The organism is Campylobacter sp. FU_497 (genome assembly GCF_025772425.1).
GTDB classification, from domain to species: domain Bacteria; phylum Campylobacterota; class Campylobacteria; order Campylobacterales; family Campylobacteraceae; genus Campylobacter_D; species Campylobacter_D lari_C.
Map to the genome: position 1 here is coordinate 1 of NZ_JAKMSC010000004.1, position 15178 is coordinate 15178.

The window sequence follows — 15178 nt, forward strand, 5'->3', positions numbered from 1 at the left end:
ATATATCATTTAATAAGCTCCAATGCTTTATTGATTCTAAATTCTATATTTTCTTTACTATCAATACCATAAGTTATTTTTTCAGGTCTATCAAGTTCTTGTTTAAATTGATTTATTTGATCTTTTGAAGGAAAAGGTTTTTGATTTTCTTTTGCATACATAAATACAGAAGTTAAAGCTTCAAATAGTGCCATACTTAATTTTCTTTTATTTGTTTTGTGAATATCTTTAGTTTCAAATCTAAATAAATTATCTTTGTAATTATTTGCAATAAATTCCATCACTTCCTCATAGTTTTTTAGAAAAGTTTGAAAATTTTCTTCTTTGCAGGTTGTATTTACAGTTTTCATAAATTTTGCTAAAAAATCATCCATAGGGGTAAACAATTCTAAATTTATTTTTTTTGTTAAGCAAAAATATAAAGAAAAAAATCTTAAATTCAAATATCGGTCTTTCATATTTTTGCTATTTGGATACCCTGTTGCTTCTTTGAATGAGTCGTATTCGCTCATTTTATTTATTATTTTTGTGCAAGTTCCATTATATAAAGCATTACGCATTTCTTGATTGTTGATTTTTGTTCCACCACGATTAACCCTATCAAAAATATCATATTTGATTTTTTCAGGCGTTTGAGAGGATATTATATACATATCCAATTGATAGTCTTCTATTCTTGTTTTTTCCTGTGCTTGCAATTGCTCAAATTTTTTATCATTGCATTCTGTTAGTATTTTTAAGTCTTTCAAGGTTAATTCACCTTCTAAAAATTCATTTAAACAACCGAGTCTTTGTCTTCCATCTACTATTTCTAATCTTCCATCTTCTGCTTGGTAGGCATATATCACAGGAATAGGGATTCCCATCAATATAGATTCTATAAGTTCTGATTTTTGTTTATTATTCCATCTTTGATCTCTTTGAAAATCAGGTGCTAAGATAAAATCTTTTTTGATTATTCTGCGATTTGCTTCATAAACACTGTAGCTTTTTTTATAAATTTTTATATCTTTTATAGGGTAGATTTCATTCTCTTTATCGTGTTTCTCATCAAATTCATTATATAAGTTTTCTTCAAATATAGCATTTGAATGCATGTTTTTCATATTGTATTCCTTTGATTATATATGAGATAAATTATAACAATAAATATTTGATTTTTCAATCCTTTAAAGTAAATTTTAGTAAAATACAAAATATTCTTTATAAAGGTTAAAAATGCACTTTACTTTGCTAAATGAAAAAGATTTTTTCAACCCCTACTACCGCAAAAAGCAAATTACGCAAAATGAATTTGACACTTTTTGCAAAGCTTTAACGCAGTATATAAAAAGGCTTGAAAGCTCACAAAGTGAAAATGAAGACTATCTTGTAGCCAACGCACTTAGTCCATTTTTAACCACGTTAAATTTCAAAACCCACATCAAAACCAAACAAAAAGGCAAAAGCGAGATCGATTTAGCCATCGCTAAAGATGAGCTTAGCAAAGACTTAGAAGTTCTCATCGAAGCTAAAAAGCCTAACTCAAAAGAATTCATCACACACAAAGCCAAATTCCAAAGCCTTGCATGAAGCTATTTTGTATTATTTTAGAAATAGAGAACATAGCTTTAGTTTGAAATTTATCATCATCACAGACTTTTATAAATTCTGCATTTTCAAAGCTAGTGAGTTTGAAGAGCTTTTTTATAAAAACACAAGCTTTAAAAAGCTTTTTGAAGAATTTCAAAGCCCAAATTCACTTTTTAAAGGCAACTCTGATGAATTTTACAAAGAAGCAAGCAAACTCATAGAAAATTCCAAAGAAAGCTTAAAAGGCTTTTTTATTGACTTGGCATTTTTAAAAGACAAGCAAAAGTCAAATTTCAAAAACCTAGCAAGCATTTTTAAAACCTTTCATAGAGACTTTTTGTTAAATGAATTTAGTCCAAATGACGCAAACTCACTAAACAACGCATTTTACAAAGAGCTTTTATACATCTTAGGTTTAAGCGAGAACAAACAGCTTTCTAAATTCATCATCACACAAAGTGAGCAAAGCAAACAAGCCCAAGGCACGCTTTATCATCTCATAGCGAGCAAACTCTCAAAGCATGACTTTGAAGAGGTGCTAAAATTCATCATACTTTGGCTAAATCGCATTTTATTTTTAAAGCTTATTGAGTCTAATTTGGTTAGATTTAACGATGATAAAACCCTAAAATTCTTAAACTATGAAAAAATTCCAAATTTTACTACCCTTTCACACCTTTTCTTTGATATCTTAGCTAAAGAAAAGCACACAAGAGCGCAGAGTAAATTTAGCTATTTGCCTTATTTAAATTCATCGCTTTTTGAAAAACAAGCCATCGAAAAAACCACACTAGAAATCGCCACTTTAGAAAATGATGCTTTGCTAGAGTACTACCCGCACACACAACTAAAAGATGACAAAGGCAAAAGTAAAAAAGGCAAAGTAGGTTTGCTTGAGTATTTGTTTGAGTTTTTAGACAGCTTTGACTTTGGGGCTGATGAGCAAAGCGAAGAACTCATCAAACAAAAAGAACTCATCAACTCAAGCGTTTTGGGAAATGTCTTTGAAAAGCTAAATGGCTACAAAGAAGGTAGTTTTTATACCCCAAGTTTTATCACTTCATATATGTGTAAAGCAAGTATAGAAAAAGTCGTGCTAGATAAGTTTAACCATACTTTTAAGTTAAATGCCACCAAGCTAAACGAGCTAAGAACCCAGCTACGCCAAGAAAAAATCCCTCAAGAACAAAAACTAGCCTTGCTAAATTCCATACGCATTTGCGATCCTGCGGTGGGAAGCGGGCATTTTTTAGTTTCAGCTTTAAATGCCATGCTTATGGTGCATTATGAGCTTGGTTTGTTTGAAGAGGACTTTTACTTAAGCGTGCAAAATGATGAAATTTTAGTGCAAAATCACAAAGGTCAGTTTTTAGAGTATAAACGCCCTGATTTTGACAAAGACAAAACCCACCTTTGTCAAAAAGAACTTTTTGAGCGTAAAAAAGACATCATAGAAAACAACCTTTTTGGAGTAGATATCAACCCAAACTCATGTGAGATCACTAAACTAAGGCTTTGGATAGAGCTTTTAAAACACAGCTTTTATGAAAGCTTTGATGATACAAACTATCATGATCTTAAAACCCTACCAAACATCGATATCAACATAAAATGCGGGAATTCGCTTATAAGTTATTTTGAAATTCACAAAAGCCTTTCTCACTACCCAAACATCAAAGAACGCATGGATAAATACAAACGCATAGTCAAAGACTACAAAGAAGGCTTTTACACCGATAAAACTCTCATCGCAAAAGAGATCAAAAACCTCAAAGAGTCTTTTAAAAATTTCTGCTTAAAAGACAAATTTGCTAAAGAGATCAAGCAACTTACCAACGGCGCTAATGAATACTCTAAAAAATACGGCGATTTTTTAGCACAAGATGAAAAAGATGAGAATTTTAGAGCATTTTTCTCTAAAAATATGTTTGAATTTGACTTTGATGAAAGTGCTGCTAAGAAAGAATTTAAAAAGCTTAAAAAGCTTTATGAGAGTATATTTGACTTAGAAAGTGCAAATCCTTTTGAATGGCGTTTTGAATTTAGCGAAGTGCTTGATGAGGGCGGGAGTTTTCAAGGGTTTGATCTCATCATCGGTAACCCACCTTACATCAGACAAGAAGATATCAAAGAGCTAAAGCCAAATTTAGCTAAAAACTATAAGGTATATAAAGGCACAAGCGACATTTATACTTACTTTTATGAGCTTGGGTTTAATGTGCTAAAGCAAAATGGTGTTTTGTCTTTCATCACTTCAAACAAATACACAAGGGCAGGTTATGGAGAAGCTTTAAGAGAGCTTTTACTCAAAAATACCACACTTTTAGAATACATCGATCTAAATGGCATAAAAGTCTTTGATAGTGCTACGGTAGATACTTCCATACTAAGCTTTGAAAAAGCAAAAACTAAAGATAGTAGCTTCAAATACCTAGCCCCAAACACCGAGCTTTTAAAAGAAAACGACTTTAACATAGAAAGCATTTTAAATTTTAATAAAATCGCACAAAATTCTTTAAGCAAAGAAAGCTTTACTTTTAATGATGAAAGCACAAATGCACTAAAAGCAAAGATAGAAAAGCACGGCACACCGCTTAAAGACTGGCATGGGCTTAATATATATCGTGGAATTTTAACAGGGCTTAATGAAGCCTTTATCATCACTACTGAAAAAAGAGATGAAATTCTAGCTAAATGCAAAGATGAAGCCGAAAAAGAACGCACCGCCAAACTCATACGCAAAATGCTACGCGGTAGAGATATAAAAAGATATAGTTATGAGTGGGCAGGGCTTTGGGTGATCAACACTCATAATGGCTATAAAAGCAAAAGCGGAGAAAAGGTAGAAGCGATAAACATAGATGAATATCCTAGCTTAAAACAGCATTTAAAGCCGTATTATAAAACTTTAGAAAAAAGAACTGACAAAGGAAAAACACCTTATAACCTTAGAAATTGTGCTTATTTGGAGGAATTTGAAAAAGAAAAGATAGTGTATCCGTGTATAATGTCAAAAGAGCCTTGTTTCTCTTATGAAAAAAATCATTCTATAGCTATGGCACCTGCTAACACGATAACTTCTGAGCCAAATATTTTAAAATATTTAATTGCCTTTTTAAATTCTGATTTTATATACTTAATGCTTAGAAAATTTTATATGGGTGGTGGTATAGAGGGTGAACTGAAAACAAATAATTTAGAAAAACTTCCTATACCAAAAATAAATTCTAAAAATGAAAAACTAGCAAACGAGCTTATAAGCTTAGTCGATGAGATTTTAAAAGCTAAAGAACAAGACAAAAAAGCAAACACCAAAACCCAAGAAGATAAAATAAACTCTATCGTTTATAAACTTTACAACCTAAACGAAGAAGAAATAAAAATCATTGAAGGTAAGTGATGTGTAAGATAGTTTTAGATAAAAATATGCAAGATTTTTTATTACAACAAATTGAAAAAGAAATACCATTAGAAATATTTTTAGACACTCAAGTAAACAAAGAAATATTAAAAAAAGATATTTATGATAGGGTTGTGAATGCATTTGAAGGCTATCAACGATATGGAATGAAAAAAGATATCAATAAAGATATATTAAAAGAAAAAGCAAAAAAAATATCATATGAAATAACATCCAAAAAAATACTATCAAAAGAACTTGAAATCGATGAAAATTATATTTTTGTCGGAACAGATATTATAATAATCTCTCATCAAGAATCCTTCCCCTATGATGAAGATACAGAAAATCTTATAAAAAAACAATCAGATGAAAGATTAGTTATAAAAAAAGCAGATATACGATTATTTTCACAGTTTCCTTTGCATTTTATTCGGTGTGATTTTCAGTGTGAAATAAAAAATACTTTTTGGAATTATTTAGAATGTGAAAATTTAAGTTTTGAAAATTGTAATTTTTATAAAGAAGTTTATTTTGGATTTCAAAAAAAATTTAAACTTTTAATTATGGAAAATTGCTATTTTCACAATAAAGTTTATTTTTCAGGTGCTTTTAACGAAAATGCTTTATTTAATAACTCTCATTTTAAAGATTATGTTGATTTTCACGAGTGTGAGTTTGAAAAGACAGCTTGTTTTTATGGGGTGCAATTTGATGAAATACCAAATTTTTCTCAAGTGGTTTTTAAAGAGAGTGTTAACTTAGTAAATATAAAAGCTAATTTTGATTTTAGAAATTTAAATATTGCTATAAAGAATATAAACAAGTTAAAGGATGAAGCAGCGAATGACTTTAGAGACTATTTTAGGATTTTTAAAAATATACTAATAAAAGATAATAATCTTTTAGATGCTTCAAAGTTTCATAAATACGAGCTTTATTGTAAAGAGATAGAACTAGAAGAGAAAAAGTCCAAGATATTTTCTAAAGAATGGATAGACAAATGGCAACTTGTTTTTTATCGTAAACTTTGTGATCATCATACAGACTTGCTAAAAGTGTTTCATAATCTACTTATCATCGTCAAGCTTTTTAGTGTTTTTTCTTTTGTACTTGATAAATTTAAACAACCTAGCATAGAAAATCATGCAAAATACCACATTGTTCAAGTAGATACTAATGAAAGCTATATCTTTAAAGAGCATAATAAAACGACTTATAATTTTTTATCCTTGAATATAGAGCAAGAATTTAAAAACTTGGATAATTTATTATCTAAAACTGAGATTTATTTTTCTCTCGGTTTTGTATTGCTAGTGACTTTTGTTGCTTTGTTGAATAAACAATACTTATGGTTCTTGCTTTTGCCTTTGTTTGTAGGGGTGGTTTATTGTGTAGAATTTCCTATGTCGATTATTGCTCATTTTATGATTATAATGCTATTTGCATGTACTTTTGTATTTATAATGGTTTTTGATAGTAAGCCTGAAAGATTTCTTTTTGTAAGTGTTTCTTATATAGTTTGTATTTTTACGCTACTTGCAAAACCTAGTTTAATGCTTCCTGTGTTTGGAAGCTTTTTAGAAAAAGACAGCAACGCTACTTATCCTTTACTACTTAGTTTATCGGTGGTATATTTTATACTTGTGGCTTTAGTGATATTCTCACTCCAAAAAACCGCACGCAAAAACTCCGTAGTGCCAAGCTAAAGCTTGGCTTTTTTTATTTTGTGTTATTGTAAAAATTTAGCTTGAAAGATATATAATAAAAATCAAAAATAATCTAGTATTAAATCAAATTTTATTAGGAATTTAAATGATTAAAACTATAAAAATTACAAATTTTAGAGGCTTGAAAGATTTAGAAATCAAAGACTTTAAACGCTTTAATGTCTTTGTCGGAGAAAATAGTTGTGGTAAAACGAGTATCTTAGAAGCTATTTTTATGTGTTATAGTCAAGAAGAGGCAAATTCTTTGATAAGAATTCAAAATTTTCGTCGCACTATGGTAATACCTACTAATCTTTCTAGTATTTTTTATAATTTTGATTTTTTAACACCAGTTAAAATACACTCAAACTATGATGAAAAAAACATCCAAGTTCAAATTCAGCCAAAAACTGAAAGTGAAAGCATTTCTCAAGAAAAATTTAAACAAAGTTCTATGCTAGAGAAAAATATCAATGGTTTAAATTTTACAAGAATACACGAAAAAAAAGAATTTAACTCTCATTTTAGTGTTCAATTTAATGGCGATATACAAGATTCCACCAAAAGCGACGAGCAACTTCCACTTTTAGCTTTATACCTTCCAAGTGATATAGAGCAGTGGGGTTTGAAGTATTTTATTGATATTGTAAGAAAAGAGAAAAAAAGAGATGAGCTTTTGGGTTATTTAAGACTTTTTGATGAGAGAATTATCGATATAGAAACACAAGCAAATAGCGTTTTGGTTAATCTTAAAAACATAGAAAAGTTGATTGATATTAATTTTTTAGGTGAAGGGTTTAAAAAATACACTTGCATACTTGCTTTAATGCTAGCAGCAAATCAATGGCATACGCGTTTTTGCGTTTGTATAGATGAGATTGAAAATGGTCTGCATTTTTCTAGCACGCAAAAACTTTTAAAAAGTATTTTAAAATTATCAAAAAAATTAGATTTTCAATTCTTTTTTACTACTCATAGTCTTGAATTTTTAGATATAGCAAGAAAAATTTTAAATGATGAGAGTAAAATATTTAAAGTAGCTTTAACAGAAAAAGGCATTAAGACTTATTCGTATTCTCAAAATGGCGAAGCTTATTTCACTCTTGATAGGATAGATCCTAGAGGAGAAAATAATGAAAATTAATATTTTTGTAGAAGGAAAGCATGATAAAGAATTTTTAGAACAATATTTAAATTTTTTAAAACTTCCAAATGCAAATATAATACCATGTGGAAAAAATCATCTTGATGAAGATGCTATATCTAAAATGGAAGAAGCAAAAGATAATAATGAAAAAATTTTACTTATTTTTGATACAGATAAAAATTTTAACTCAACATTAGAAAGGATTAAAAAAGAAAGTAAAGATTTATTACAAGATGAAAATATCTTTCTTTTTCCAAATAATTTTGAAAATGGAGAACTAGAAACCCTTTTATTTGCCATAGCCAAAGAAGCACAAATTTGTCAGTGCTTTGAAAATTATAAAAAATGCATAGAAAAGCTTAATCCACAATATAGTAAAAATATCCATAAAAAATCAGCTAGATTTGCTTATTTTGAAGCATTAGGTTTTTCTCCATCAAATGATGAAAAAGCTAAAAAAGCAAGAAAAAATTCTTATGCTGAAATTTTTGATTTTAATCACATAGCACTTAAGTCTCTGAAAGATTTTCTCATAAAGCATTATAATAGTTATTGTAAATAGGTTTTTTGCTCGTTTTTAGCTTATGGTATAATGAAAATCATCCAAAAAGGAGTACCATGCTAAAGACAAGTTTTAAAAAATCAGTTTTTATCCCAAGTATTAGCATTATAATCATCTTAAGTCTTAGTTGTATTTTCTTACCTAAGCTTACAAATGATTTTATCAATCGTATCAAAAGTGGAATTTTTGCAAATTTTTCATGGTTTTATATATTAAGCGTGAGTTTTTTTGTGTGTTTTATGCTAGCACTCGCTCTTTCAAAATTTGGCGATATCAAGCTCGGCGATGATGATGAAAAACCTCATTTTAAATTCACTTCTTGGCTTGCTATGCTTTTTGCTACGGGTATGGGTGTGGGGCTTATGTATTTTGGTGTGGCTGAACCTCTCATACATAAAAAAGCCTTGCAAACAAGCGATGAAGAAGCTATGCTGCATACTATCTTTCACTGGGGAATTCACCCATGGGCTATTTATGGGGTGTGTGCTTTGGCTATGGCGTATTTTGGTTTTAGATATAAAATGCCTCTTAGCTTGCGTAGTGCTTTTTACCCTTTGCTTAAAGATAAAATTTATGGTTTTTGGGGAAATTTAGTTGATATGCTAGCTTTGATTGTCACGGTTTTTGGTATTAGCACTACGCTTGGTTATAGTGCTTCTCAGCTTAATGCTGGCTTTTTAAATTTAGGCATTTTAAACGAACAAAGCTTTTTAGAACAAAGCGTGATTATAATCATCATCATTTCTTTAGCTACGCTTTCATCGATTAGTGGCTTGACAAAGGGCTTAAAAATTTTAAGCGAGGCAAATTTGGTTTTTGCAGTGTGTTTAATGCTTTTTGTGCTTTTTTCAACCAACACCATTCAAATTCTTTCGCAATTTAGCTCTAATATTGGCAATTATTTGCAAAATTTAATTTCTTTGAGTTTTAAGACTTATTATTATGAAAAAGAACATATAGAGTGGTTTAATAACTGGACTATTTATTATTGGGCTTGGTGGCTTAGTTGGGCGCCTTTTGTGGGCTTTTTCATTGCTAAAATTTCTCGTGGTAGAACGATAAGAGAATTTATCTTTGGTGTGCTTGTGGTGCCTACTAGTTTTAATATACTTTGGTTTAGCATTTTTGGCAATAGTGCTTTAAATTTCAATGATATTTTAAGTCCTTTTACTTCAGCACCTGAAAGTTTGCTTTTTTATTTTTTACAAAATTTTTCTTTTTCTTATTTTAGCTCTTTGCTTGCACTTTTGGTTTTAGCTTTGTTTTTTATCACTTCAGCAGATAGTGGGATATTTGTGTTAAATTCTTTAAGTGGTGGTGGGACTCATGAGCCATATAAATGGCAAAATATCCTTTGGGGTTTTGTACTTGCACTTTTGGCCACTTCTTTGCTGTATTCAGGTGGTTTGGGAGCGATTTTAAGTATCACTATGATAGTGGCTTTACCTTTTGCCTTTTTGCTTTGTTTGATGTGTTTTTCACTGCTTAAAGGTTTAATCGTAGATGTGAATTACTCTTTAACTAAGCTTAGTCAAAGTAGTGTGTATTTTTCAGGGGAATTTTGGCAAGAAAGACTAGCTAGAATTTTAAAACAAAGCAAAGAACAAGACATACAAAATTTCTTAAACACCAAAGTCAAAAATGCTATGGAATCACTCAGCCAAAGTCTAAAAAATTACGGCTTAAAAACACAAATTGTTCAAGAAAAATCAAGTATAAGTTTGATTATAAAAAAAGAATTTGCAAAAGATTTTATCTATGGAGTGCAAGTAGTAAAAAAACAAGCAAGCCAAAGCATAATCGATGATAAATTTATGCCAACTTATTCTAAAGAATTTATTTTTGAGCCACAAACTTTCTTTGCTGATTCGCGTAATGGTTATAATATAGAGTATTTAAACGAGCAAGAAATCATCGTAGATATATTAAAGCAGTATGAGAGGTATTTGCAACTTTTATTTGATGATAAAAATGAAATTTTTACCAAAGCTTATGATTAAAAAGCGTTATAATTTCACTTTATTTTATAAGAAAGGCCTTTTATGTTGAGATTTTTTATCATGCTTTTTTGTGCTTTAAATCTTTTTGCTATCACGCCAAAAGATACGATTGTTATAGCAGTGGAAAATGAACCAGAGCGTGTAAATCCGCTTTTTAGTGAAGATCATGATGTGGCAATTGCTCTTGTGTTTTCAGGACTTACACGCTTTGATGAGAATATGAAATTAGCGCCTGATCTTGCTAGCTCTTGGAAAGTTAGCAAAGATGGGCTTGTTTATGAATTTACTTTAAGAGATGATGTGTTGTGGCATGATGGGGCTAAATTTAGCGCTAAAGATGTGGAATTTAGTATAAATGCTTTAAAAGATGAGAAATTAAATTCACCCTCAAAGGTAAATTTTGACGCAGTTAAAGAAGTAAAAATCATCGATGATTATCATTTGTCTATCACACTCTCAAAGCCTTTTCCTGCATTTTTAGACGCTTTGAGTGTAGGGATTTTACCAAAACATTTACTTGAAAAAGAAAATTTAAACACCACTAAATTTAATCAAATGCCTATAGGAACAGGATCATATAAGCTAAAGCAATGGAAAAAAGGTCAATACATGATCTTAGAGGCAAATGAAAATTATCATTTAGCTAAGGTAAAAACACCAAAACTCATACTAAAACACATTAAAGATCCAAGTATTAGCGCAATTGAGCTTAAAAATGGTTCTATTGATGTGGCTTTGGTTGATTTTGCTCTAGCTTCAAATTTTGCAAATGATAAAAACTTTAAAATGCTTATAGAACCTTCGGCTGATTACCGTGCTTTGATGTTTAATTTTAATCATGAGTTTTTAAAAGATCAAAATGTGCGTTTAGCGCTAAATTATGCTATCGATAAACAAGCTATTATAAATTCACTTTTGCATTCTTTTGGAAAAGTAGCAAATCATCCTTTAGAAAAATCATGGGCAAATCCTAAAGAATTTGCAAGCTATGCTTATGATGTAAAAAAAGCAAATGAGCTTTTAGCAAAGGCGGGCTTTGTGAAAAACAAAAATGGCATTTTAGAAAAAAATGGCAAAGAATTTAGCTTTGAAATGTATGCTATGAGTGAAGATCCGCTAAGAGTGGCTTTGGTAAATATCTTACAAAGTGAGTTTTTAAAGCTTGGCATAAAAGCTAAAGCGGTAGCTAAGCCAAGTGGAAGTTTTGATTATACGAAAATTGACAGCTTTTTGGTGGGTTGGGGTAGTCCTTATGATCCTGATTTTCACACTTTTAGAGTTTTTGCAAGCTCTCAAGATAGTGCTTTAAACTCAAGTGGATGGAATTTTTGTCATTATCAAAATGCTAAAGTTGATGAAGCTCTGATAAAAGCTAGAAATTCACTTGATGTAAATGAAAGAAAAAAACACTATAAAGAATTTATTGATGCTTTATATAAAGATCCTGCGTTTTTATTTATAGCTTATATTGATTATCCTTTAGTTTTTGCTAAAAATATCCAAGGTATAAAACCTCATATTTTAGGTCATCATGGGGTAGGTTTTACTTGGAATGCTTATGAGTGGAGCAAAAATTAGTGTTAAAACTCATTTTTAAACGCCTTTTATGGGCGTTTTTTTTGATGATTTTTGCAAGTTTTTTATGCTTTGTGATGATTTATCATGCTAAAGGAAGCGTGGTCTTTGCTAGTGTGCCTCAAGGAACTAGTATTAAAATAAAAGAGCAAATCGAGCATAATTTAAATTTAGACAAGCCCTTGTTAGAGCAGTATGAAAATTGGCTTTTTAATGCCTTAAAAGGCGACTTTTCCTACTCTTTAATCAGCGGAGAAAAGGTTAGTGAAATTTTAAAAGAAAAACTTCCTTATACCATCATACTAGGGAGTTTGGCTTTTTTTATACTTTTTGTGTTATCTTTGGTTTTGGCACTTTTTTGTGTTCTTTATAAAGATAGTTTTTTAGATAAATTTATCACCTTTTTAACGATGAGTTTTTTTGCTTTGCCTGCTTTTTCTTTATCGCTAATGCTTATTTTAGTTTTTGCTGTATTTTTTAAGCTTTTTCCAAGTTCGGCTATTGCTGATATTGGTTTTGAAGATGATGTGTTTAATCGTTTGTGGCATTTGTTTTTACCAGTATGTGCTTTGGTGCTTTCGCATTTAGCTGTTTTTGTGCGTTTTATAAGGACAAGTTTGATTGATAGTTTCAATCAAAGCTTTATAGAAAGTGCTTTTGCAAGAGGGCTTAGCAAAACAAGAATTTATTTGCACTTTGTGTTAAAAGATGCTTTTGGTTCTATACTTGCGTATTTTGGTGCTTCTTTTGTGAGTTTTTTAATGGGAACTTATATAGTAGAAAGTGTGTTTTCTTATGAGGGTGTGGGAAATTTGGTGATTAAAAGCATATTGTTTAAAGACTATCCTGTGGTGCTAGCTGTGGTGATTTTTAGCATTTTAGTGGTGGTACTTGTAAATTTGATCGTAGAAATAATTTGCAAGATGATTAATCCAAGGTTTGCTAATGCGTAAGTTTTGTGTGATGATGATTTTGTTAAGTTTTATTTTAGCACTTTTTGCACCTTTAATAAGTTCTTATGATCCTAATTTAGTGGATTTAAGTAAGGCTAAAATAGCCCCAAATTTAAGTCATATTTTTGGTACAGATTTACTTGGCAGAGATGTTTTTACGCGTATTTTATATGCCTTGCGTGTTTCCTTGTTTGTAGGGGTAATGGCAGCATTTTTTAGCGTGCTTTTTGCTTGTGTTTATGTGTTTTTAACAAGATTTTTTGCTTATGCTTTTTTCGCTAGAGTGCTTGATATGCTTTTGGCACTACCTTCTTTGCTTGTGATTATGTTTTTTCAAAGCTTTTTGGCAGGATCTTTGTGGAGTATGATTTTTATTATCGCTTTGGGGCATTTTGCTTTTGTGGCAAAGGTGCTTGATACTCAGCTTAATAAATTTCAAAAACTTGAGTTTTATCAAAATGCTATCATTTTAGGTTCTAGCAAGATGAAAGCTTTATTTAGTGAGCTTTTGCCTGCTTGTTGGAATTTGCTTTTTGTGCTTTTTGTTTTAAATATTGCTCATGCTATTACAAGTGAAGCCACTTTGAGTTTTTTTGGCTTGGGTGTAGAGCTTTGGACTCCAAGTTTAGGAAATATGCTAAATGAAGCAAGCAAGGCTGTGTTTTTAGGATTTTGGTGGATGATAGTTTTTCCAGTAGCCTTTATACTTATGCTTATTTTGCCTTTGCTTGCTTTGGGTAATGATTTGCAAGAAGAAATTAAAACATGATAGAAATTGCAAATCTTAACCTTAACTTTAAAGATAAAATCTTGCTAAAGGATGTAAATCTTAATTTAGAAGATGGTAAAGCTTTGGCTATCATGGGTAAAAGTGGAGCAGGAAAAAGCTTGCTTTTAAAAAGCATGATTAAGCTTTTTGATAAACACTATAAGCTTAATGCACAAAAATTTCAGATAGATCAAAAAGATATTTTAAATTTAAAAGCAAATGAGCTAAATGCCTTAAGAGCTAAGGTAAATTTACTTTTTCAAGATGTTTATGGGAGTTTTTATCCTCTTGTTGATATAGGGAGTTATTTTAATATAGTTTTAAAAACTCATACGAGTTTAAGCACAAAAGAGATTAAAGAAAAGGCCTTTTATTATTTTGAGTGTTTAGGGCTTAAAAATCATGATCTTTTGTGGCATTCTTTTATATATCAGCTAAGTGGTGGTATGGCAAGACGTGTTCAAATAGCGCTAGCTTTGTTAAGCGAGGCTAAGTATTTATTGTGTGATGAGATTACAAGCTCACTTGATAAGACTAATGAAGAAAAAATCATCGCTATTTTAAAAGAGTTAAAAGCACAATTTAAAAATCTTATTTTCATCACGCATGATATAAATTTAGCCAAAGAACTTTGTGATGAGGTAGCTATCATAGAAGATAAAACTTTGCTTTATCAAATGTCTGTAAAAGAGTTTTTAAGCAATCCAAAAGGTGTTTTTGCTAAAGAATTGTTGAATTATTTTGAGAATGAAAATGTTTTTAGAAGTTAAAAATTTAAGTAAATCTTATAAAATTAAAAAACACTGGTATTTAAAAGAAGAAGAAATTTTTGTTTTTAAAGATGTGAGTTTTTCTCTAAATCAAAATGAGAATTTATTGCTTTGTGGGGAAAGTGGCAGTGGCAAAAGCACTCTAGCTAAAATTCTTTGTATGCTTGAACGCGCAAATACTGGAGAAATTTTGTTTGAAAATGAAAATATATTAAATTTAGATTTTAATACTCAAAGAAAATTACGCCAAAAAATTCAATATGTTTTCCAAGATCAAAAGCTAGCCTTAAATCCTTACAAAAGCACTAAAAGACTTTTGCTTGATGTGTATGAAAATTTTAAAATTAAGCCTGATTTTGAAGAGCTTTTTAAACTTTTTGATGCTTTTGAACTTGAAAAAGATATTTTAAATTTAAAACCTTCTAAGCTAAGTGGTGGTCAAAGTCAAAGACTAGGTTTGATTAGAGCTTTGCTTTTAAGGCCAAAATTGCTTATTTTAGATGAAATCACAGCAGCGCTTGATATAGTGACTGCTTATAAAATTTTAAACCACTTACACACTTTTCAAAAAATACACGATATTACTTATATATTTATTTCTCATCAAGAAAAAATATTGCAAGATATATGCCATAAAAAAGTGTTTTTATAATAAAGATAAAAATTGTTTCATTTTGAAATATCATAAAATTTATTTTTTTGATAATAAGTTTTTATATAG

At 30.0% G+C, this 15178-nt stretch carries 10 protein-coding genes and 1 pseudogene; 10 read left to right on the forward strand and 1 reads right to left on the reverse strand.

Features of this window, described 5'->3' with window-relative positions:
- Positions 1-5: 5 nt before the first annotated feature.
- Positions 6-1106, reverse strand: coding sequence for a DUF262 domain-containing protein (locus L8W68_RS02750; RefSeq protein ID WP_263674921.1), 1101 nt, complete (start codon positions 1104-1106; stop codon positions 6-8).
- A gap of 112 nt (positions 1107-1218) precedes the next feature.
- Here L8W68_RS02750 and L8W68_RS02755 point away from each other — a divergent pair.
- The 10 genes and pseudogenes from L8W68_RS02755 (at position 1219) to L8W68_RS02800 (ending at position 15109) form a co-directional block, all read left to right on the forward strand.
- Positions 1219-4972: pseudogene (locus L8W68_RS02755) on the forward strand (Eco57I restriction-modification methylase domain-containing protein).
- A complete protein-coding gene (locus L8W68_RS02760; protein ID WP_263674922.1) occupies positions 4972-6681 on the forward strand; it encodes a pentapeptide repeat-containing protein in 1710 nt (569 codons plus the stop codon). Before L8W68_RS02755 ends, L8W68_RS02760 begins: the two are co-directional and overlap by 1 nt.
- A 106-nt stretch (positions 6682-6787) precedes the next feature.
- Entirely contained in the window at positions 6788-7825 is a 1038-nt protein-coding gene (locus tag L8W68_RS02765; RefSeq protein WP_263674923.1) for an AAA family ATPase, read from the forward strand.
- Positions 7815-8390, forward strand: a complete 576-nt coding sequence (locus L8W68_RS02770) for a DUF3226 domain-containing protein (RefSeq protein WP_263674924.1) — start codon at positions 7815-7817, stop codon at positions 8388-8390. Before L8W68_RS02765 ends, L8W68_RS02770 begins: the two co-directional genes overlap by 11 nt.
- A 56-nt stretch (positions 8391-8446) precedes the next feature.
- The gene (locus tag L8W68_RS02775) at positions 8447-10390 is read left to right on the forward strand and encodes a BCCT family transporter (protein ID WP_263674925.1); all 1944 of its coding nucleotides are present in this window, start codon (positions 8447-8449) and stop codon (positions 10388-10390) included.
- Positions 10391-10432: 42 nt separating this feature from the next.
- Positions 10433-11968, forward strand: a complete 1536-nt coding sequence (locus L8W68_RS02780; protein ID WP_263674926.1) for an ABC transporter substrate-binding protein — start codon at positions 10433-10435, stop codon at positions 11966-11968.
- Between the two features lie 11 nt (positions 11969-11979).
- Complete coding sequence (locus tag L8W68_RS02785) at positions 11980-12918, forward strand: ABC transporter permease (RefSeq protein WP_318529699.1); 939 nt, start codon at positions 11980-11982, stop codon at positions 12916-12918.
- A complete protein-coding gene (locus L8W68_RS02790) occupies positions 12911-13687 on the forward strand; it encodes an ABC transporter permease (protein ID WP_263674928.1) in 777 nt (258 codons plus the stop codon). Before L8W68_RS02785 ends, L8W68_RS02790 begins: the two co-directional genes overlap by 8 nt.
- Positions 13684-14457, forward strand: a complete 774-nt coding sequence (locus L8W68_RS02795; RefSeq protein WP_263674929.1) for an ATP-binding cassette domain-containing protein — start codon at positions 13684-13686, stop codon at positions 14455-14457. Before L8W68_RS02790 ends, L8W68_RS02795 begins: the two co-directional genes overlap by 4 nt.
- The gene (locus L8W68_RS02800) at positions 14441-15109 is read left to right on the forward strand and encodes an ATP-binding cassette domain-containing protein (RefSeq protein ID WP_263674930.1); all 669 of its coding nucleotides are present in this window, start codon (positions 14441-14443) and stop codon (positions 15107-15109) included. Before L8W68_RS02795 ends, L8W68_RS02800 begins: the two co-directional genes overlap by 17 nt.
- Positions 15110-15178: the final 69 nt, after the last annotated feature.